Origin of the sequence: Aureibaculum marinum (genome assembly GCF_003813905.1) — a bacterium.
GTDB classification, from domain to species: domain Bacteria; phylum Bacteroidota; class Bacteroidia; order Flavobacteriales; family Flavobacteriaceae; genus Aureibaculum; species Aureibaculum marinum.
Genome location: NZ_RPFJ01000002.1, coordinates 133920 through 157513 on the forward strand (window position 1 = coordinate 133920; position 23594 = coordinate 157513).

Consider the following 23594-nt stretch of genomic DNA (forward strand, 5'->3'; position numbering starts at 1 on the left):
TTATATAATTTATCATTACTAGATATTATTACTTATTATTATTTATATATAAGAATCCTGATTGCTCTAAAATTTCAGAAGAAACTCCATCTGCACTATATCTATATTGTATAATATAGTAGTAGTCACCTGTTGGTAATGCTTCATTTTTATTTAATGTTGCTCTTCCATTAGAATATCCTCTGAATGCTTTATCTGCATTGTTATATCCTGTTTCTGAATAGACTTCAACTCCCCAACGATTAAATATTTTTACAGTATTATCTGGAAAACAATCAATTCCATCTATCTTAAAATAATTATCATAAACACTACCATCAACATTTACTGCATTATGAATATCGGATTCGTTTATTTTACATGTTAAGTGAATAACCTGAACATGTGTTGAAGTATTTCCACAATCGTCTGTAGCTACCCATTCTCTTACTAAATCATATTGATTAGAACAAGCACCAGACTCTTCATATTCTGAGAATGTAACTAATGCTTCACCACAATTATCAGTTGCTGTTAAGGTTTCTGCTTCAGGTATAGCACCACACAATCCGTAGATATCTTTTGGCAATTCACCTACAAATGTTGGTGCAGTGGTATCGTCTACAGTAATAGTTTGAGTATGGCTAGTTTCATTACCGCACACATCAGTAGCTGTCCAAGTTCTTATAATTTCATAGTTATTTGAACAATCTCCTTCTATCATTTCCTCCTCAAACAAAACAGAATTATCACTTTCTTGAGGCATAAACACAGATACAAATAACTGAGCTATACTAGCAGTTGGTTCTTCTTGTTGTGCTATTAATAAAGTGCCCGTACCGCCAAACAACTGACCTGATGTTTTAACTTTATCATCTCCAGAATTGTAAACTATATAAGGCCCAGTTAGCGTAGAAATAATATTATCATTTTCAAACATATTATTTCCGTAATAACCAGGAAATTGATATAGTTGATTTCCATCTCCAGAAAATGTTAATTTTTCTCTTGGTGTAAGATCTGGATTTCCTGATATTTGAAATATAACTGGCTCTGAGAATGTTAATGTTATTTTTCCGTTATATAGGGCAAAGCCTAAATTATTATGTTTCACTCTTGGATTAACTGCTCCTGGAACAGCTTCTGTAGTTAGGGTTACTGTTATACCTTGGTAATAATCGATTACATCTTGTGGTGTACCACTTTCCAATAAGTCAGTAACTAATATATCTGAAAAAATAATTCCAAAACCATCCTCATTAGAATCATAATCACTAATTATTTTATTCATATCTAAATAGTAATCATTAGCTAAATTTCTTATATCATTATCTAATACTAAAGAACACTCTGAAGGTCCAGCTGTTAAGACAGCGGCATCTGGAATATCATCAACACATTCAAGAGTTAAATCTGCTGGTAAATCTTCATTAAAGGATGGCCCCGTTTGATTATTTACTATAACCAATTGAATATCTGATACTGTTTTATTACCACATTCATCTATTGCAACCCATCTACGTTCTATTGTATATTGCCCTATACATGTTTCATTTGTGCGTTCTTCATCCACATAAACCATAGCATTACCACAATTATCTGTTGCGGTTACTGTTGCAGCTTCTGGTATATCTTCTGTACATTCAACTATTATAGTTTCTGTTGGTGGAGTAGTATCAAAAGTTGGAGGTGTTGTATCTTGTATGGTTATGGTTTGAATACAATCTTGGGTATTTAACACCGTATTTTCTCCAGCATCTCTAACACCATTATCATTAGTATCTTCATATTCTGTTATAGTATAAGTTCGAGTTACCACTTGGTTACAAGTTTCTGTATCTGCACTATTAGTTGCTGTAATTTCAATAACTCCACAAGAATGATTTCCTATAATACCATCTCCATTGCCTAAAGCCTCAAACTCTAGCTCTGTATATGTAGTTTGTGTTGGCAAATCACTATAACACGAAATGGTTTCAGAAGGAAATGTAGGACAAGTCAATTCAAAAGCACAGCATTGCGGAGCAACATCTTCAACAGATACCTGATTACAACCATTAGCATCTTTAATAGTAATATTATAATCTACTCCTGCTAATATTGCTTCTGAAGTCCATGTATTTCCTACCCAAGTTCCTGGTGCACCTGTTCCTGATACAGTGTAAGGTGCCGTACCGGTTACTTCTATACTTAATGTATAAGAATTATTATCTGCGGCACAAGAACTTGAAATCGTTGAAACTGATAATTCTGGTAATATATCTACTTCCACTTCTAATCTTGATGCACTTACGCAAGATTCTGGAGATGCGGTTTGAGCTTCTGCATAATAACGTTCTCCATCTTGTAAAATAGTATTAGAAGAAAGAGCATTACCTCCGATCGCAGCATCATACCAAATTATAGATTCTCCTGTACTGCTGGTAGCTGTCAAATCAGCAACCGTAGCTCCTTGAGACTCACAAAATTCTTGAATAGCATCACCAGAAGGCACTTTAGCCGCAGGATTTACAGTAATAGTTACTTCATCTGAAGAAGTACATCCTCCGCTTGAAGGTCTTATAACATTTACTGTATAAGTAAACGTTGTTGGAACTGTTAGTGCAGGGCCAGTGTAGTTAAATTTAGGTTGAGCACTATTCGTGTCATCTAAATAAGTTACAATACTTAAATCAGATGCTGTCCAACTATAACTATAATTGGTACTTGGAGCTATCCTACCTAACTCTAAGGTTTCAGTTTCACAAATTTCTTTATTATTACCTGCTGCACCTTCAATTAAATTTATTGAATTTACTAGTAATTCAGAAACATTACACATACAAGGATTGTCTTCTGAAGTTATTGCCAATAACAGATTACACACTTGATTTTCTGATACTGTATATACCAATGATTGGTTTAAGGTTTCACCTACTGTAATAGCATCAGTAATGGTATTTGATGTAATTAAAACATCTCCATCCGCAGTGTTGTAAATATTATCTCCATTAGCATCATACACTAAGCTTACAATAATATCTTGAGCTGTATCTAAAGCTCCTGTATTGTTAATAGTGTAGTCAATGGTTACTTCTTCACCTGAGGTTGTTAACCTACTATTTGCAGATACAATAGCTAAAGAAACATCTTGCTTTATAATCTCCTTAGATTCTATGCTTGATGCTGTTACGGCTTCAATAGCACAGGTTTGCCCTTCACATGTTTGAGTTTCTCCATGAACAATTGAATTGGCAACAATATCAATAGAATCTCCACAAGAATACTCTGATGGATTTTCCATACCTATGTTAAAACTGAATTGAGCTGTTTCTCCTGCACTTATTGGATTAGAAGTATTAAACTGAAAACGAATAGTTCTATAAGCTCCATCAACTACATCATAAAGATAAGTTGGACTGCCGTTGTTGGACAAATCAGTATAACCACCTTCATAGGTTATATTTGCAGGAACCACAACATCCACAAACTCAATCTCCTGTGTATCTGAGTTTCCTGTCATACTCTGAAATGTTACATTTACGGTAGTATTATTTTCACACGCCACCAAATCATCAGTGGTTGTACTTAACTTATAAATATTTGTAATATTTGGAGCTCCTGCTAAACTGATAGGGAGTGAATAAACTGAGGTAGTATTTCCAGTGCCTCCACAACCGCTAGTAGCTTCAGCACTCATACCAAATTTAGTGTTAGATATAAATCCACAGGTTGATTTTACTTGAAAATTAAGTGTGTATTCGTTATCTAATGTATCACCATAAAAACCAATTTCTGAAAACACAACATCTAAATCCCAAACATATTTACCTGAAATTAATGTTGGATCTGGTATAGAAGTAATTGTACCATTATAGTTAATAGTACTACTACCATTAGCATAGTCAAGACCAGATTGAGGAGTTAAAACCACTTGATGGTTATAAGCTCTAGACTCTCCAATGTTTCTAACATTGTAGGAAATATCAATACTATTACAAAAATCTTGATCAGATGAAGGTTGCGAAGTAATTTCGCTTTCCAAAGCGATTGGTTTGTTAACCAATTCAAGGCTTGTTTGTATGATATCGCACATAAAATTACCACCATCAGACTCATAAAACAACTCATCTCCTATAATGCTAGGATAACGTGAACAATTATTACCAACTGTTACTAACAATTCATCTGTACCACAAGTATTAAAAGTACTGACAATTCGATAATCTTTATAGCTAAATCCAGTAATTGTACCTAATTCAACAAACCATTTACTTGAAGCCCCTACTTGAGTTAACGGATATGTTGTTCCTGTTGGGTTACCACTAGCGTCTAATAATTCTATAGATATAGGTGTTATACCTCCTGAAGGACTTTCTATTAACAACCATGCATTTTCAATATCTTTATTAGCTCCTGAATAATTCGTAGTATTTTCGTAACGTACATCCCACTCCGCTGTTAAACCTGTAGCTTGATAAGTACCTGTTAAAGCGGTAAATTGTTTTGATAAATTAAAGTAATTAACTGCATGTCCTGAAGTTTCGGTATAACCAAGGTCAACAACATCATGATCTTCAGGGGCTGCATAATAATAGCGTATAAAATCTGCAGATTGACTTATATTTTGCAGTGTATTCAGTTTACCATCGGGGACACCACAATCTGGAATAACTCTCATCTGAATACCATAATCCGACCATCTTGCATAATCATCTACCAATGGCATTGTTCCATCGTTAACATAGGTAAACACTGTATGTGTTCCATCAAAAGAAACATCAATGGCCGAATCATCTAATGCTTGGACAACATTACCGTTTTCTTTAACAACGTTTACAGTTCCTGGTTCTAACGACCAGCGTCCAATCCATTTTTGTGAAATGCTATTGATATAAGCCGCGTGGACTTCATTAGGAAAGTTATCTTTAGCATCAAATTCTCCTCCATCAGAATAGGCAATAATCATTCTGGTATATAAAGAACTACAACCATATTGAGTTTGACCGAACCAAGTAGAATTTTTAACATCTGTTTTTTCTAAAGAGAAAACATCTAAAAGAAAACATGGCCCAAAGCCTTCTGTTCTCCATTGTCCTTTTACATTTGCTACAGGTTCGTAATAAGAAGGAAGGTTTTCTCCTGTTTTCGTAACCAATACTACCTCTATGCTATCTCCTGTGGTAAAGGTTCCTAAAGCTGTTTGCAGAGCATCCAAATCGATTTGCATTGTATGAATTGCTGAAGCAGAATCAAACAATTGCGTTACAGTAACATTCGTTACTGTTGTTGGAGCTCCACCTCCAAAAGGAGTTCTGGTTACTGTAGCCGTTTGCGGATAAAAATACGGAACAGACGTATTGGTAGCTCCAGTACTCCCTGAATGCGTATAAAGGAATTCAACATAATCTTCTGTTAATGCATTTTGAACCGTACCCTCTAAGGTGAAGGTTACTTCTTCAAAACTACGAGCTGCTTTTATATTTACATTAGGTGTCGATGCATCTGCTCTTGTACTATTATCATCAGCAACGTGATCGTCATCGGCATCCAACCATCCAAAGCTAGTTCGTTCTACGGTAAAATTGCCACGAGCCATATTTCCATCACAAGGATTACATAAGAAATTAATAGAAGGAGTAGCTTCAAGACACCCTATTTCCATAGAAGTACACCCTGGTGTGCCCGGATTTAGAATTAACTTAACTTTCAACGGCTCATTTGTAGCTGCGGCAGCACAATCTGCAGTAACTGGTAATTTCCATATTTTTCTTGGGTCGGTTATACCTGAAATAGCAACTATATTACCTGAAACAGTTGTATTTGTAGAAAAATCTACATCTCCAGAATTTTCTTTTCCTATTACTGGCCAATTGGTTTCATCATTAACAAAAACCAATCCAGGAGGTAATTCAAACTCCACATCAAAAGTACCGCCATTATCAAAAAAGGCACTATTGTAAAAATCAATTGAACCTTCATAAGAAGCATTTAAATAGGTAATATCGCCTTCAGCAATGTTAGGGTTATCCATATAACTATTAAAAGCCAAAGAACGGAATCTGAAAATACCAGACATAACTCCAGCCTTTGCAACATAGTTAGTGTTACCACACATATTATCAAAAGAATAACCGCTAATCCATGTTGCGTTTCCTCCGGTATAGGCTTCACTGGTCCCAAAAGGATTGCCACAGGCTCCTGAGCCTAAATATTGGTCTTCATTATAATCCACTTCTACGGTAATGGTAAAAGATTCGCCCTCGGGTAACTCAAAAGTTCCATCACCATTAACATCTTCTAAACCTGTACCAACACCATCAGGGTCATTGGTCACCTCGGACACCATTAAATTCCAAGAATTTAAATAAGGGCTATCAACAACATTAGTAACATCTTCTGTGCCTATTGTAGCTGAAACAAATTGATATCTATCCGGAAATAATCCGTCATTAACTCTCGGTGTTGCATTGGTACCATCATTGGCCATACCAACAGGTAATACAATATTATAAGCAGGAGCACTACCTGTATTTTCTACAGTAATCTCCACAATCATATTTTGGCAAATATCTAGTTTTTGCACCACGTTGTAGCTAAAATCTACAGCAGGTGTACCTGCTGGTGGACTTACTATGGCTGAGCTTGTAGCTTCTTGGCAAACCTCAAAGCTACCTCCTGGTGGAGTACAACCATAAAAAGCTTTAAGATTAGAATTTCCGTCAACGCAATCCTCAAAAATTATAGTTTCTCTAATATATATGGTTTCTCCACTGTTAAAGTACCCATCACTTCCTCCTGTAGCAGACTGAATATCTGCAGCGTCAAAAGTTAATGTGCTATTTGCACTATCAAAAGTTCCTGCTGATATCACGTTCCCCCCAGGACCATCCAATACTTCAATGGCAATAACATTTACACTGGTATTATGCTCATCTTGAAAAGTAAAAGAACTCAACTGATTGCTAACAGCTGAATTTTGTTCGATAGTTATTTCACGAGTAAAAGTAGCTCCAACATATTGCTCGGTACTACTAGGTGTAACATTTGATATTAATAAATTTGGAGTATTTAACTGACTGACAGTAACAGGTGTTGATAAACTTTCTCCGTTAAACACATAATCAAAAACACCAGTGATATCAAAATCACAGGTTACATGAGCATTGAACCCAATAATAACAACCTCATCGTTAGCTAAGTCAATGTCAAATATAGGCTTGTTTAGATTGGAAATATCATTAACAGTTGGTATTAAAATATCTCCTGTAATTGAACCTGGTGTATAATAGGCTCCAAGAGGAAGATCTAATAATAATGTTGAACTAATATCAGCACCCGTATTATTCCCTATCTTAAATTGAAACAGTCTAGATTCACCGCATTTGTCTATTTGAGTAGGAGTAATAACTTCTTGTATAACTTGAGCATGAATAGCAGTTGTCAAAAAACTAAACAGCAGAAACAACCTTAATAAAAACATCTTTTTCATCTATAAATTAATTTAATTAACATATGTTTAATCCGTTGTACCTTATTAAATAAAACTAACGACAGTATTAATGTCTTTACCAAAAATAAATTTGTTTACATAAATTTTTAAAACAGTTATTTCAGATAAAATTCTTGTTTTGAATTCTACAAAAGTTTTGGCATAGTTAAATTTCATCGTAAATTGATAGTAAAGCAAAGAAAACAATGTTTCTATTCTTTTAATTTTATTTCTAAATACATTTGGTTGTGTCTTGTAATTATTACGATTGCTTTTCATAGGGGATGTTAGTTTCTTATTATTTATTCTTATTAAATTCAGTTAAATTTTAGTAGCAGTTAACAACTAAAAACTAAAGTGCAACTACTTGTACATATCATTTTATTTTTATGTATATAACCTCTGCTAACTTTAGATGTAGCATAAGCTGTACACATACCTAGTAACTTATTGAATTTTTACATAGCCAAAATTCTCAGTATAAAAAACAAAGGCACTATTTTTTCGAAAAATTGGATGTGAACTTATAGACAGTTTAGAAACCTAAAAAGGCATACTATCTGTGACGACTTAACTTTATAACTTATTAAAATCTGGAGTTAATATTAATGGATTACCATCAACATTATTAGCTAATTTTCGTCGTTATTTAGTATACATTGGATTGAATTTTTACTGACTTTTTTTGGGAACACTATAGAATAAATCCACTATTTATTCCTTTCTCTATTCTATTCAGTTGTTAAACTCAAACTAATGAATTCTAAATTGATAAGTTTATTTGTTGTTTTTGGTTGATTATCGGCTCTGTTTCTTTTTCAATTTTTACTATTTTTCTTGCAATTTTTTAATAATCATAATTTAGGGAGTTTGTAGTTAATCATGTTTTTCAATTTTTGATAAAAAACATCTTTTTTTTCTTTTCTACTAAAAAAAACGAGCAATTTTAACATTTATTGTAAACTTAATTGATTATAAAAAAATCAACAAAATATCAATATTTACAGTACTTTCTAGACATATTAGCAGTCAACATTAAAACTATTTATTATTTCACTATAGTTTTAAACACGTAAAAAAATAGAATAATCAGTCTCTTCAATTAGAGCATTATTCTAGCTATTAGACACTTAAAAGAAGTGCCTATTTCCCTATTAAATAAGTTATATTTTTAATGAAATTAAACCCTTTTGCTATAGCTAAGAATTCTATCTATTTAAACCTCTTAATATTAACTATTCATTCAATTTCATAACATTTAAATTTTCTTTAGATTAAAACTTATTTTCAACCTCAGCTGCTTCCAACATCAAATAATGAAGGTCTGTATTTTTAATAAAAGGTTTTAACAAATGGCTTCCAGGACCATACATAGCTAGTTCTACATAATCTGCAGAATGTTGCATACTAATCCAACCTACAGAATTATGCTGTTTCTGAATTTCAGCCAAAACTTTAAAAGGAAGATGCCTTGGATTGTAAAGTCCATCTTCTGTTTGCAGATTTGAATAATAACTTAACAATAATTTAGATTCTTCGTCAGTGAGAGCAAAATTATTAGCGTAGTGTACTCTTTCTTTTAATTGTGATACAGATGTTTCTTTTCCTATGCCTTTTAAAATCCACTCATTGGTATGTTTATATTTTTGAATAGAATCAAAATTGTCATTCGCCTTTTTTCCGTAAATAACTCCAGGATTTGCATTACCATGGTCTGTTGTAATAATAACTAATGTCTCCCCATCCTTTTCTGCAAAATCCATAGCCACTTCTATTGCCTCATCATGAGCTACTTGATCATAAATAAGGCCAGCGATATCATTACCATGTGCAGCCCAATCTACTTTTCCTGCTTCTACCTGTAATACAAAACCTTTAGGGTGATTTTTCATTACATCGATGGCTTTTTTAGTCATTTCAGCAAGGGTAGGTACATTTTTTAATAATGCATTATTATTTTCTCTATCAATAGAATAAGGAAGTCCGTCTTCTGCAAACACACCTAAAATAGGTTTATTGCTAGAAGAGGATAGCATTTCGTCTCTAGTTTTGACCACCTGATATCCTTTTTGGCTAAAAGCTTGGTACATATTTTTTTTATCCTTTCTTTTTTGTGAAGAAAAATATTTATGTCCACCCCCCATCATTACATCAAAGTTTTGTTCTAAATACATTTCAGCAATTTGTTCTTGTGCATTTCTGGTTTTAGAATTTACACAAAAACCTGCTGGTGTAGCGTGTGTAATAGGAACTGTTGTTACACAGCCGGCTTTTTTACCAACACTTTTAAATTTTTGCCAAATAGGAAGATGTTTTTCTCCATTTTTACCACTATTTAATGCTCCATTATTTATACGCACACCACCACCCCAAGAAGAGCTTGCTGCAGCAGAATCAGTAACTATTGAACTCGCAGAAGCCATATCCATTAAAGCCCTACTTACTTTGTTGTCTTTATACAACTGTAACCAATTAGTACCTACTCCTGTTTTTCTAGACAAGCATAAATCAGTCATATTCAAAGTACCAATACTCATTCCATCACTGACAATTACAATAATATTTTTAGCTTTTTTATTCTTGTTTACTATTTCTGTATCGGAAGTATTAGCAAAAACATCAAAAGGACTTAGCAAAGTTGCTCCTAATGTAGCTAGAGATCCATTTCTAAAAAATTTTCTTCTATTCATTGTTATGTTTTTTTATTACTCAACAATCTTAATATCTACAGATGTTCTAGATTGCCAACCTGTTTCATCCGTTACAGAATAAGAGCAATGGTAATCTCCTGTATCTACATCTTCTGGAATTGTTAAATTAATAACTATTTCATAACTTGATAAACCATTTTTAATAGTATAATTCTCAATAAATATTAACGGATTTACCGCATCTTTTTTCTCTTCTAAATCGCATTCTCCAGCCTGATCATCATGGGTATGATGGTCAAAATTATGATGAATATCTAAACTGTATGACGCCAATGCCTCATTGTCCGTTACCATTGCTTTAAAGGTGTAGGTTTCCCCACGTTTTAATTGTTGACAAGCTTTTGGAAAGCCTCCATTATAGTCAATGGTAATGGTAGGTTTTTCTAAATCTTTTTCTGAGTCATCATCACTTGAACATGAAATTATTGTTAGAATGAAAAATGCAACAAAAATATTTTTTAGTATAAGATTCATTTTATATGATTTAAAACCGCATGGCACGATAAACTTACCATGCGGTTTAATTAGTATTAATTATGCAGTAACATCAATATGAGTTTCAAACTCTTTAGTATTACCGTCTTCATCTTGAACCGTAAAAATTACATGATATTCTCCTATAGGTGCAGTAGCTGGAACATCAATATGCTCATGAAACTCTACAGATGTTTGTTCATGATAATCACCTAAAAACTCTTCTTCATAATCCCATTCTACTTCTCCAGCACCTACTGTAAGTCCATGTGCATGTACATCTACAGTAATACTGTGAATTCCTTCAACAGCATCTATCATAAATTCTACATGAAAATCATTTCCTCTAGCTACACTTTCATCTATAGAAAAATCACTGATAGCGATAAGGTCTACTATTTGAATGTGACCTTCTACCTCTGTACTATTTCCTAATTCATCGGTAACTGTTAGTTCAATATGATATTCACCAGCAGGAATATCAGTTGGAACATCTACATGTTCATGGAATGTAGGATTTATAGCTAAATATTTTGCATCTGTATATACCTTTTCAAAATCCCAATCCACTTCACCTTCTCCAGGTTCCAAATCATGAGCATGAATAGAAAGCGTGATGCTACTTACAGTTGCTTCTGCATTAATTTCAGCTTCTAAATGAATATCTGAACCTTTATAAGCAAATTGCTCAGTCGAATGTTCACTTCCTTCACCATACTCAAAATTAGAAATTACGGGAGCATTTAATGCAGGATTATCGTCACTATCACAAGAGTATAAAAAGGTTCCTAGAAAAGCAATGATTGCTAAAAATTTAAAATTTGTTTTCATAATGTTTGTTTTCATGTTTCTGATTTTAATTATTAATTGTTATTTATTATTTATTAAATGGTACTATTAATGATATTGATATGTTTCTACCAGCTTCTGGCACATCTATTAATCTGTAAAAACTGGTATGGTCGTAATATTTGGTATTAAACACATTATTAAGTTTTACTCGCAGATTTACAGGCTCTACATTTTTAAAGATGTTTATCTCTGCCAAAAAAGACATATTAAACAATTGGTAACCTTCTGTCTTTTCTTCTGGAGGTACAATTTCATTTTGGGCTGCTGTAATTCTATAATCAGCAATAAGCTGAGGTTTATTAAAAAAGAGTATATCTTTAAATTGATAATTTGCCGATAACAACCCAGATAATGGTGGCGAAAAAGGAAGTGTAAAATCTTTTTTGGCTCCACTAGTTTGTCTTGAGTATACATATTCTGCCGAGGCATCTAATTCTAACTTTTTAAACACTTGAGCTCTAGCCCTTATTTCACCTCCAACTCTAAAAACCTTCGCCTGTGTATACTCATACATTTGTAAAGTTTCAAAATAATTTGAAGTCGGATTTAAATAAATATAGTTTTCAAAAAAGTTCACAAAAGGACTAATACCAATGCTAAATTTCTTTGTTGTATGGTCTATATCAATATCCAATTGATACGACTCTTCTGGGGCTAAATCCAAATTTCCTTTTTCGTAACGATACATATGATAATTAACCCCATCAGAAGCCAATTCGTTAGCCAAAGGCATTCTAAAACTTTTTCCCACATTTACTTTATACGTGGTATTTTTGTTGATATAGCTAAGCCCCATTGAAGCACTAATATTTCCAAAATCCAATGTTTTATCTTTGGCTCTTTGCAAATAGACTTGAGATGTTGAACCATCTTCATTATCAACGGTAGACTGAAACCAATCGTAATATGATTTACTTTGTAGTAGTCCAAAATCATATCTAATGCCTGCCAAAAAATGTAAATTGTGAGATACCTCAACTTGGTCATAAGCAAATGCTCCTATAGTAAAACGATTATATTCTGGAATTAAAAAACCCCATCCACCAATATTATTATCCTGATATTCTATATTAATACCGGTAATAACATCATGTTTCTTGTTTGGATTAAAAGCATCTCTAATGTTTAGAGCATAAGTATTTTTAGTAAACTCTCGCTCTTTACTACCAAAAGGTTTAGGCATATATCCATGAGGAACAGGTTCCGAATGCTCCTCTCTATGATTATTCTGATAACCTAACTCTAAATGAAGGGTGTGGTTGCCCAAGGTCATAGATGTATTGTTCATTATTTTAAAATGATTCACCTTATGATAAGGAAGGTCAATATCTCTATTAGAACTGTCATAGTCTATACTAGAAGTACGTACTTCTAGCCCATGGGCATTTGCAAAAAATCCATTTTTAGCATTTACATTACTAATAAAAGTTTCTGATGTTACATTCTCTGAAACGTAACCAATACTAAAACTTGCATTAGCTTCTTTTCCTGCGGTATTTCTTAAGTTATTCTCATGCAATGTAAAAATGTAATTTTCATAATTTATTTGATCTGTAGGCACTTTATAATCAGCATAGTCTCTATAAGTCAAACGCCCACGATAAAACCACTTCTCTTTACGTGCCTGAACGCCAGCTGAAATTCCTAATAAATCATTATTACTTTCTCCTACCACGTTTACCTCTCCTTTAAAAGAGTTTTGTATTGGTATTTTATTAGGTTGAATATCTACCACACCTGCAATAGCATCTGAACCATAAACTAACGAAGCTGGTCCTTTAATAATCTGAATGTTTTCTATTCCGTATTGATCTATTTCCAATCCGTGATCATTACCCCATTGTTGAGCTTCATGTTTTATTCCATTCTGAACCACTACAACTCTATTAAACCCTAGCCCTCTAATAACAGGTTTAGATTGCCCTGAACCAATACTAATCGTACTTACCCCAGGAATCTTTTTAAGGGTTTGCATCAAACTATTTTCTCTGTTTAAATCCAAAAACTCTTTAGAAACAATTTGAGAAACTGTAGGTGATTCTTGAACTTCTCTTTTCTTAGATTTAGCCATAATACTAACTTCTTCAAGAGCTGTGCTAGACTCATCTAATGAAATTGTAAATTCTTTCATCTCTGGCCCAACCACTATCTGAATAGTTTTTGACTCATAGCTCATATGTGAAATGGTAAAAGAATAGGTACCCTTTTTTACATTGCTAAAAGTAAATACACCTTTTGATGATGTAACTGCAAATAAAGATTCGCCAATAACATTTGCACCTTCTATTGGTTGTCTAGTTTTGCCATTTTCCACATAACCTTTAATATCAAAGGTATCTTGGGCAAACACATTTGAATACAAGCTAAAGCAAAGCCATATGCTAAGCATTTTATAATACATACTGAAATACTATAAGATTTGAACAATTATTCTTGAATAAGAACCTTAATTTTAACAAAACCTATACATGTATTCACATGGCTACCTAGATATTAGATACTACAAAACGAGTAAAAAGTAACTGCATTTAATTGCTAAAGGATGAAATAGTTACCCTTATTAATCCTTTAATAGACTTAAACTACAGAGCAAATCAATTACTCAACTAATTAACTGGTAATATGACAAAGAATAAGGTGTATAGGAATACTTATATAAATTGAGGCGGAGGCCGTGAAAAAAGTTGATCAGACTCAATAGAACTTGAAGCGATAAAACAATAATTATTGTTTATCTCTTTCTGAACAACAAATTCAACATTTTCAATTTCATAATCATCTATATCTGTAGTGATTACAGGAGTTAAATTATGAGAAATGATATGATCACAGATAGTACAATCTAAGGAATGATCTTTATCATCTGAATGAGACAAGGTATGAAGTCCTATCAATTTCATTGAAAGAAAAAGGACTAGAAACAAGTAAGTAATACTATTTTTAAATGGACTTGTCTTCATATTACAGCAAAATTATCAAATGCAGTTAAAATGAACCTTATAAAACTGTTAAAGAAATGCTAAAAAATTTTAATCTCATTTCTATTAGACTATAACAGTATGCATTCCATTAGGTACTATTTTTCTCTTAATTTTGTAAATTAGGTAATAGTTAATTTTCACATCTACTGATTGATAGAAATTTAAGGATTTTTAAACTTACTTTTACTCTCAAAAAGTCACCGTTCTTTTCAACTGATATGGATAAAAGTATAAAACTCTCAAATAACAAAACTTTAGTAATGTTTATTTTTATTTTAAACGTCTGTATTGTTTATGGACAAAAAACCTATAAAATAAAAATTATTGATAGTAAAAGTGGGGTTGAGCTTGATAATGCACACCTTTTAAATAAAAACAACCATAATGTATTTGTTTCTGACCAAAATGGAATCTTTTCTATTAATAAAACTGGAATTTATATTGTATCAAGACTTGGATATGAAGAAAAACAAATTGAAATTACAAATGCTAACTATCAAATTATTGAGTTAGATATAAAACCTTCTGAGTTAAACGAAATAGTAGTTCGTTCAAATCAAATACCCAGTTCACTTAAGAAATCAGTATCCACAATTGATGTCATTTCTTCAAAAGATATTGAAAAGGAAAGTACGTTTAACATAGCTCCAATACTCAACAAAGTGCCTGGTGTTTTTATGTATAGTGGCTCTTTAAACACAAATAAAATTATTATTAGAGGTATTGGTTCTAGAGATTTGTATGGCACCTCAAAAATTAGAGCTTACTTTAAAGACATTCCACTAACCACAGGAAATGGAGAAACAACAATTGAAGATTTTGAACTGAATACAGTTTCTCGGATAGAAATACTTAAAGGGGCATCCTCTAGTATTTTTGGTGCTGGGTTAGGAGGCACAATTCATCTAACCCCCCAAAACGCTTCATTAAATGAAACCCATATAAAAAGTGAACTTTTATTAGGTTCATTTGGTTTAAACAAAGCAGCAGTTAATATAAATTATGGCAACACCAACAATAGCCTAAGAGGTGTTTATAGCAATACTCATAGTGATGGGTATCGTGACAACAACAACTACAATAGACAAACCCTAACCTTAATTACAAACCATTTTTTAAACGATAAAAACGAACTTTCAATTTTAGGTAGCTATGTAAAACTAAAATCTTATATACCCAGTTCTATAGACGAAAACACTTTTTTAAATTCACCTAGTTCTGCAGCATATACTTGGAAAAGAGCTGAAGGATTTGAAGATTACACTAGAGGTATTATTGGAACTTCTTGGTCTCATAATTACACTAACAATTTAAAACAAATAACAAGTTTTTTTACCTCATTTAGAAAAGCATTAGAACCAAGACCGTTTAACATTCTTAAAGAAAACACTATCGCTTTTGGAATAAGAAGTAGAATTTTAGGAAAATTAAATATTAGAAAACACCGAATTAATTGGACTCTTGGAGCTGAGCTATTTAATGACAACCACCACTTAAAAACATTTGAAAATTTATACTTAGACTTCCCTATTGGTAGTGGAAGTATAGAAGGAGAAAAGCTTTCAAGTTTCAATGAAAATAGAGCATATTTGAATTTATTTGTTCAGGCTGAAAGCAATCTAAGTAAAAAAATGTTGGTTTCGTTTGGTATTAATTTGAATAAAACTAGATATAATCTTGATGATAATTTTAATAAAAATACAAAACTAGATCAATCTGGGAATTATAAATTTGATGGTATTATTTCTCCTAAATTAGGAGTTTCTTATGTTTTTTCTGATAAAATAAGTGTTTTTTCCAATATAAGCCATGGTTTTTCTCCTCCAACAATTGAAGAAACCTTGTTGCCTGAAGGTACAATAAACACCGAGATAAAACCGGAGTCTGGATTAACCTTTGAAATAGGAACTAGGGGAAATATTTTAAAAAAACAGGTTACATTTAACCTTTCTCTTTATCAAATGCTGATAAAAAATCTATTAGTTGCTAGAAGAACTACCGAAGACCAATACATTGGTATTAATGCCGGAAAAACGATACATAACGGATTAGAATTTTCTTTAATTTATAATGGATATATTTCCCAAACTTTTTCTATTAATAGTAATTTATCTTATTCGCTAAACAATTTTACTTTTAAAGAATTTATTGATTCTCAGAATAATTATTCGGGCAATAAACTAACTGGAGTTCCTTCAGAAGTACTAAATTTAGGAGTAAGCTTAGACACTAAGTTAGGGTTGTACACTACAATTAACTATCAGCATGTTGGAAAAATTCCTATAAATGATAGTAATACACTTTTTACAGATATTTACAATTTAGTAAATTCAAAACTTGGATATAAATTTACACTTGCCAAAGGTAAACTCGAATTTAATTCATATTTAGGTATAAATAATATTTTTGACACAAAATACGCCTCTCAACTCTTAATCAATGCAACCGGTTTTGGTGGTCAATCGCCAAGATATTATTATCCTGGAAACCCTATCAACTTTTATACAGGCATTACTATTAATTATTACTTTTAATCACAACAGTAACTGCTAGTACTGTACATTTTTAGCAAAAGTTATAACATCTTATAATTTTATAGTTGACTCTGTATCATATATATCCAAAAGTTTGACCAATTAATTAATATCTAATACTTCAATGGAATAATTGCAGCTAAAAATTTTGCCAGGCTGTAATTTAATAATACCTTCCTTTTCCGTAAAATTCTTGTTATGATTAATTGAATCTGCTATTCCGTGCCAAGGCTCTATACATACAAATGGCGAATTTCTGTGAGAAGACCAAATACCCAAATAAGGATAATTCAAAAACTCAACACTTAAATACGATTTCTGAGTAGGTTTATGAACAAAAGTTACTTTAGAAAACTTATTTGGATTAAATATTACAGCGTCATAGTCAAAAACAGAGTCTGGCAACGATAATTTTCCTTTTTTGTCAAAAATTTTTGTTGTTGTATTATTACGTAAACCGTCTATGATGTTATCAGACTCAAGAGCTAATTCTTTATCAAAAACTAATTGATATTCATTACGTTTATGACCAACTTCTAAAGGACAATTAAAAGCAGGATGAGCTCCAATAGAAAAGTATAAATCTTTTGTTTTTGAAGGATTAATTACCTTGTATGAGGTAACTAACAACATGTCAGTTAAGGTATATTTTACTTGTAGTATAAAATCAAAAGGGAAAATTTCTTTGGTCTTTTCAGTAGCCTCAAGCTCAAAAACAATACTATCTTCTGTTTTTTCTATTAAATTAAAGTCTGTTTCTCTTGCAAAACCATGCTGGTTCAAGGTATATGACTTTCCTTCATACAAATATTCATGATCTACTAACCTACCTACTATTGGGAATAAAGTTGGAGCCTGCCTTGGCCAAAATTCAGGATTTGCTTGCCATATATATTCTCTTTTTAAAGATTTTAAACTAGATAATTCCGCTCCTTTTTTATTAACTTTTATAGTTAAATACTCATTCTTTAAAGTATATTGATCCTGATTATTACTGATAGATATCATAAGATGTTTTATTTTATAATTTACAACATGCAAATTGCTAAATTTGCATGTTAACAAAAACAAAACTAATGATTATTGCTTACAAATATGAAATTCTTTTAACAGCTATTTTAATTGTTTTATTGGTAATAGTTGGTCAATTGATAAAAGTGGCTATTAGAAAATTTACTATTTTAAAGTCTATTGATTTAAACAGAAGAAAAATTATACTAAAATTACACTATTTAATTTTATATCTGCTGTTTGTTATATTTATTGTAATTATATGGGGTGTTGACTTTAAAGACTTTACAGTTTTTATCTCTTCTATTTTAGCGGTGTTAGGTGTTGGTTTTTTTGCTCAATGGTCTATCCTATCTAACCTTACCGCAAGTGTTATTTTATTTTTTAACCATCCTGTTAGAATAGGACATAGAATTAGAGTAATAGACAAAGATTATGACTGGGTAGGTACTGTTGAAGACATTTCTGGTTTTTTTCTTTTTATGAAAACAGATAAAGGAGAGTATATTACGATACCGAATTCAATTGTTCTACAACATGGTATTGAAATTTTAGGTAATGCCGATGATGATATTGGATAATATTTATATTTTTGCTTTCCGTTTTTGGAAACGAATGCAAATAACTTCATTCCGGGGTGTAGCTTAGTCCGGTTAAAGTGCTGGTCTGGGGGACCAGAGATCGGAGGTTCGAATCCTCTCACCCCGACAATTAAAAGTCGAAAATCTAAAATAGATTTTCGACTTTTTTTTAATGAATTATGTTCCCAATAAAATTAATTCTCAGTACAAAAAAACAGATTTAATAGATATTAATATTTTACGACAAGTCTGCACTTAATTAACAAAAAGGTACATCTTGTAACTAATTTATATTTTCTGACATTAATTTATACATTTCACTACCTGCTAATAAAAAGGCTCCTGTCCCATATACATGCCAATTTTCAGGTTTAAATTTACGAGGATCAACCCCTTCAGGTTGTACATTACCTAACCTTCCATTTTCATTAACATTTTTACAAAGTGCTATCCACGCTTTTTCAATTTGAGGTTTATATTTATTATCTAACAAACCATTATTTAATCCCCAAGCTAAAGCATAGGTAAAAAATGCACTACCACTAACCTCCCCTTCATCTTGATATTCAGGATCCAAAAGACTCACCCTCCATAACCAGTCCTCTCCTTGTAAATTTAATAATTTAACTGCCATTTCTTTATAAAGAGTTTCATATTTAGATCTATTCTCAAAATCTTTAGGCATCATATCTAATATTCTAGCAACACTTCCCATTACCCAACCATTTCCTCTTCCCCAAAATATTTTTTTCCCATTTTCAGACTTTTTTTCAAAATAACGATCATCTCGAAACATTAATGAATCTTGTTTTGAATACAAATAATCAGCAGTTATCCAAAACATTTTATCCATATAGTTTAAATACTTTTTTTCACCTGTTGCTTTTGTCATCTGTGCAAATGATGGCGGAGCCATAAATAGAGCGTCACACCAAGTCCACCATTCCACAAAATAAGGGTTATTGGCAAAACGAACATCGGCTTTATATGCTCTTCGTGTAGCTAAATGTGCATCCATAGCCCATTTACTGTATTTTATCATTTCAGGGTTTTTATCTTGTTCATATAACCAAGCCCAATTTGAGGCGATGGCCAATTGATCGGCATAAAAAAAGTCATCTAGTAATCTATAGTTTACATGCTTTCCTACATTTATCATTTCTTGTTTGTATCGATCTTCTTTTGTAATATCATAAAAAGCCTGTAAGCCAATAAAATATGTTCCCCAATGCCATTCGAGAATTCTTTTTAGATTATATGGGTTGGCAAACTGCCAATCAGCTGTTTGACGCATAATATCTAAAATTTGATTAGGAGCTAAAGGATTTGTTATTTTTGAAGATTGAATTCCCATTTTTATAGAACTATGAAATCTTTCTTCCCAAGTTGTTTGTGTCCATGAAGCATGACTGTAAATTGGATATTGTGTATTTTGCATCCAAAGTACTTGTAACGGATTTCCCTTAATTGCACCACGCACAGCAAAAGGTCTAATATTATCTTTTTCTGATCCTTTTGTTATAAATTCTACCCTCCATGACTTTCCATCATTTTTAGTAGACCATTTTTCTATTTCAAATACAGAATCTCTATTTACAGAAAGATACAATTCATTTGTATTTTCATGATCAATACTTATTCCCCCTGAATAATTTGGCTCTCTTTCTATAGTATTTTTTTTTGTTCTTTGAAACCATTTCCCTGATTTAATTAATGTTCTGTTTACCCATTTTTTTCCAGTCCACTTTGCATAACAATAATAATGAGCTGTATCAGTAGGAAATTTAGCATATGCAATTACAGGGTTTCCCTTTTTATCCTCTGCAATATCCCAATTCCAGGCCTTTGCCCCTCCCTTTTTTGCATCATAAACAATGTCTAATTCCTCTGGTTTTAAAGGTAAATCGGCAATATTTTTAATTTTTTTACCATTTGCTTTATAAAAGGCTCCATTTTCATAATAGGTATAATAAATACTGTTGTTTTTTTCATTTCTAGGATGCCCATCAGTAAATGTAAAATGAATTTTACGATCTCCATTTGAATATACTTTTGTATATGGCCTCCTAAAACGGTAAATCGGATCAGGCATCAATAAAATTTTCCCTTTAGCCCAATTATCTCCATTATTGTCACTATATGAAAAACTCGGTTTACCATCAATTCCTCTCCAAAAGAGATAAATTCTACCTTTCTCTGATTTTAAACGAATTGGATTTGTATAATCATGAGACATAGATAATTTACCTGTGGGATTATTTTTCTTATCATTTAAATGAAGATACTTAATATCATTCCACTCTGAAATATCTTCTGAATATTTAGACTTTATTAAAAATAATGGTGGAGCTGTTGGTGAATCTCCATAACCATGTCTATTAAAAAAAACTAAAAGTTTTCCTTCATCATCAAATAAGATTGACGGATTATCATGATCGTCAATTTCTAGATTTTTTTTTACAATATGTGTGTTTACTTCTTTAGTTTCATGATCATACCATCCTACTGTAATATTACCATAATTATCAATCCATCCAGAATATGTTCTTTTATGCTTACCCTCGAAATACACTGCTCTAGGATCTGAAAACCAACACCAAGAGCCATTGAAAGTAAAAGATTTGAAAGACTCACTATGCTGACCATTACTTTTTTGAAATCTGGTTTTTACAACATCTAACTGAGCAAAAAGGTTGCAATTAAATACTTGACTAATTGCAAACATTATGATTATTTTTTTCAAATTCATTTCTTGTAATTTATATTTAAATAAAAATCATCAATTTTTTTACGAATAATAAAAAATTGATTGTTGTGTTTTTAACCTTTTTAATATTTTTTTGTAACACTTTTTCCTGCATTATCACCTTGTGGTAAATCAATCACTATAGCTTCTCTACCAGTAATACTTAAATGAAATTTACTCATATTTCGAGAAGGATCAGATGCTGAGATAGATTTTAAGGTTGAGCCTTCCATTTTTACTATAATTATACCTGGAGAATCTAAAGTTAAAGTGATGCCATCGTCTATTTTAACACTTCCTGCTTTATAAAACACAACTTGAGTCATGTTAAGACCAGTATGTTTTACCGCTTGAATTTTTGAATTATTAGATAAAATTTTAATGTTGTTTTGTTCATTCAATTTTTCTGGTGTGGTTTTTGGAACCACAATATATTGATAAGTAACCTCTTTTGTATCCATTTTTCCTGGATAAAACCATAAATTTTCACCCTGTGGTCGTTTACCGTGATCAATCCATAATTTAAAAACATCTTTTTCAACCAATCCTTTAGGAGAAGTTGATTGCAAATTTATATCAGACCAACGTCCACTCTCTGTTTTATTAGATAAATTTACCATAATAGGTTCTGGAAAAACATAACCTATTCCGTTATGATAAACCCAATTGACATCACTAAGTTTATGCTCTCCTTTTTCTAAAGATTGAGTTTTGTTTTTTAGAGAAACAAGTACATCTCCGTGCAATAAATTTTGATTTATTGTAGTAACCACTGTATTGTTAAAATGATTGGAAGCTATTCCTGCTCCAAGACAAACATACTCATCATCAAAAAAGAACCAAGACTTTTTAGCTCTTATAAAATCATGCGGACTAATAAAATCGAATCCTACTGTACCATAAACCCCATCTGTTGTAGCTCCAACAAAATTAGTTAAACCATCCTTTTGAACTTGATGTTGATTAGGTAATGCCTTTTTTTGAAGAATAGTTGCTCCTGGTATTTTTTGCCAATCATAAACTGGCCAAATATTAAAATACTCATCACCTGTTACTTCAAGATGATTGCTTCCATCAGATCTATGGTGATTAAAGATACCCTCGCTGTTATGTGCTAATTCAGTATTACGATTACGTATAGAATACATACGAACTGATGAAAAATAATTAGGACGTTGAATTACAAACAGCTCAGATTGCCAAAAAAATTTACTAAAAGAAAGTGATGGTTTTTGTAATTTTCCTTTTCTTAATTTAATAATCTCTTTTATTTCATCTTTTCTATATTTTGTTACTTCCAATAAATACTCTAAAGGTGTACTAGAATACAATTTATATTCTTGAATTCTGGTAATTTCTCTATTTTTAACACCAGTTTCTGGTGATTTACCAAAGGCTGTTTGTTTAACTATTCCATCTAAATAAAAATCAACTAATAGTTTTATTTTTTCATTTGAAAAAGCATATTTAGTTTTATTTACAAACAAAGCCCACTCTACTAATACATTTGCAAAACCTAAACCATAAGTAGCTGTATTGTTTTCTCTATGCACTCTATGATGAAAACTATAATCGTTTTGAATACCTCTTTTACCTGTATTCAATCTAATCTGATCTTCAATTTCCGCTAAGGTACTTTCAAAGTTCTCTTGATCTTTAGTAAGCAAATAGTTTTTAGCTTCTGCACTACAAATTTTCACTCTATCTCCACTTTGACGAGCCCAATGAGACGTTTTAGTTGCTCTTTTTATTATAGGTTGAGCTTTTTCAAACAAATCAGAATCAACATCATCATTCATTAAAATAAATATATTGGTAAATGAGGTAGGTACTAGAACAATATTATGCCACCAATTAGCACTTTTAAAATCTTTTTCTATCCAATATCTCAACCCTTTATTAATTGTACGTTTTAAAATAGGATTTTTATAAAATTTTGATTCTTTTTTATTGTAAAGCAAAGTAGAAACAACTAAGTTACGAATGTGATACTTATGTTCGTAACCAGTTAAACTAAGGTCTTTATAATTAATAGACGGCCAGCTTCCTTCATCATTAATGGTATTTATTGCTTCCTGAACTATAGCTTCTTCTCTATTAGAATCAATAAGATAAAGATACATATCAGAAGTATTTAAGGTAGAAACTAGTTCCTTTTCAATACGTTTTTCAATTATCTCTAAATTCTTTTGAGCTGATATATTTGTAATAATAAAAATGAAGAGTAGAAAACTAATTTTGCTATACATAAAAT

Annotated in this window: 11 protein-coding genes and 1 tRNA gene; 3 read left to right on the plus strand and 9 right to left on the minus strand. The window is 31.7% G+C overall.

The window, feature by feature from the left end:
* Window positions 1-28: 28 nt before the first annotated feature.
* The 6 genes from EGM88_RS01430 to EGM88_RS01455 all read right to left on the minus strand — a co-directional run bounded on the left by EGM88_RS01430 (window position 29) and on the right by EGM88_RS01455 (window position 14447).
* The gene (locus EGM88_RS01430) at window positions 29-7450 is read right to left on the minus strand and encodes a gliding motility-associated C-terminal domain-containing protein (protein ID WP_123896148.1); all 7422 of its coding nucleotides are present in this window, start codon (window positions 7448-7450) and stop codon (window positions 29-31) included.
* Window positions 7451-8724: 1274 nt separating this feature from the next.
* A complete protein-coding gene (locus EGM88_RS01435) occupies window positions 8725-10140 on the minus strand; it encodes an alkaline phosphatase (protein WP_123896150.1) in 1416 nt (471 codons plus the stop codon).
* 15 nt (window positions 10141-10155) lie between these two features.
* A complete protein-coding gene (locus EGM88_RS01440) occupies window positions 10156-10635 on the minus strand; it encodes a DUF4625 domain-containing protein (protein ID WP_123896151.1) in 480 nt (159 codons plus the stop codon).
* A 60-nt stretch (window positions 10636-10695) separates the two neighbouring features.
* Window positions 10696-11481: a DUF4625 domain-containing protein gene (locus EGM88_RS01445; RefSeq protein ID WP_123896153.1), complete on the minus strand. Its 786-nt coding sequence runs from the start codon at window positions 11479-11481 to the stop codon at window positions 10696-10698.
* A 31-nt stretch (window positions 11482-11512) separates the two neighbouring features.
* Window positions 11513-13876, minus strand: coding sequence for a TonB-dependent receptor (locus tag EGM88_RS01450; protein ID WP_123896155.1), 2364 nt, complete (start codon window positions 13874-13876; stop codon window positions 11513-11515).
* 262 nt (window positions 13877-14138) lie between these two features.
* Entirely contained in the window at window positions 14139-14447 is a 309-nt protein-coding gene (locus EGM88_RS01455) for a hypothetical protein (RefSeq protein WP_148084076.1), read from the minus strand.
* A gap of 281 nt (window positions 14448-14728) precedes the next feature.
* Here EGM88_RS01455 and EGM88_RS01460 point away from each other — a divergent pair, with 281 nt between their 5' ends.
* The gene (locus tag EGM88_RS01460; protein WP_123896158.1) at window positions 14729-17002 is read left to right on the plus strand and encodes a TonB-dependent receptor domain-containing protein; all 2274 of its coding nucleotides are present in this window, start codon (window positions 14729-14731) and stop codon (window positions 17000-17002) included.
* Window positions 17003-17104: 102 nt separating this feature from the next.
* Here the strand turns inward: EGM88_RS01460 and EGM88_RS01465 are convergent, their stop codons facing one another.
* Window positions 17105-18010 carry an aldose 1-epimerase family protein gene (locus tag EGM88_RS01465; protein WP_123896160.1) on the minus strand — a complete coding sequence of 302 codons (906 nt, stop codon included), beginning with the start codon at window positions 18008-18010 and terminating at the stop codon, window positions 17105-17107.
* A gap of 68 nt (window positions 18011-18078) precedes the next feature.
* Here EGM88_RS01465 and EGM88_RS01470 point away from each other — a divergent pair, with 68 nt between their 5' ends.
* On the plus strand, window positions 18079-18594 hold the full coding sequence (locus EGM88_RS01470) for a mechanosensitive ion channel domain-containing protein (RefSeq protein ID WP_123896162.1): 516 nt from the start codon (window positions 18079-18081) through the stop codon (window positions 18592-18594).
* A 52-nt stretch (window positions 18595-18646) separates the two neighbouring features.
* Window positions 18647-18721 (plus strand) — tRNA-Pro (locus tag EGM88_RS01475).
* 156 nt (window positions 18722-18877) lie between these two features.
* On the opposite strand, the gene EGM88_RS01480 is transcribed toward EGM88_RS01475, so the two are convergent.
* The gene (locus EGM88_RS01480) at window positions 18878-21343 is read right to left on the minus strand and encodes a glycoside hydrolase family 88 protein (RefSeq protein ID WP_123896164.1); all 2466 of its coding nucleotides are present in this window, start codon (window positions 21341-21343) and stop codon (window positions 18878-18880) included.
* A gap of 80 nt (window positions 21344-21423) precedes the next feature.
* Window positions 21424-23589, minus strand: a complete 2166-nt coding sequence (locus tag EGM88_RS01485) for a polysaccharide lyase family 8 super-sandwich domain-containing protein (protein ID WP_123896166.1) — start codon at window positions 23587-23589, stop codon at window positions 21424-21426.
* Window positions 23590-23594 lie beyond the last annotated feature (5 nt).

Coding starts and splice junctions, on each gene's coding strand:
- EGM88_RS01430 (WP_123896148.1), bottom strand. CDS start 7,450: ATGAAAAAGATGTTTTTATTAAGGTTGTTTCTGCTGTTTAGTTTTTTG.
- EGM88_RS01435 (WP_123896150.1), bottom strand. CDS start 10,140: ATGAATAGAAGAAAATTTTTTAGAAATGGATCTCTAGCTACATTAGGA.
- EGM88_RS01440 (WP_123896151.1), bottom strand. CDS start 10,635: ATGAATCTTATACTAAAAAATATTTTTGTTGCATTTTTCATTCTAACA.
- EGM88_RS01445 (WP_123896153.1), bottom strand. CDS start 11,481: ATGAAAACAAACATTATGAAAACAAATTTTAAATTTTTAGCAATCATT.
- EGM88_RS01450 (WP_123896155.1), bottom strand. CDS start 13,876: ATGCTTAGCATATGGCTTTGCTTTAGCTTGTATTCAAATGTGTTTGCC.
- EGM88_RS01455 (WP_148084076.1), bottom strand. CDS start 14,447: ATGAAGACAAGTCCATTTAAAAATAGTATTACTTACTTGTTTCTAGTC.
- EGM88_RS01460 (WP_123896158.1), top strand. CDS start 14,729: ATGTTTATTTTTATTTTAAACGTCTGTATTGTTTATGGACAAAAAACC.
- EGM88_RS01465 (WP_123896160.1), bottom strand. CDS start 18,010: ATGATATCTATCAGTAATAATCAGGATCAATATACTTTAAAGAATGAG.
- EGM88_RS01470 (WP_123896162.1), top strand. CDS start 18,079: ATGATTATTGCTTACAAATATGAAATTCTTTTAACAGCTATTTTAATT.
- EGM88_RS01480 (WP_123896164.1), bottom strand. CDS start 21,343: ATGAATTTGAAAAAAATAATCATAATGTTTGCAATTAGTCAAGTATTT.
- EGM88_RS01485 (WP_123896166.1), bottom strand. CDS start 23,589: ATGTATAGCAAAATTAGTTTTCTACTCTTCATTTTTATTATTACAAAT.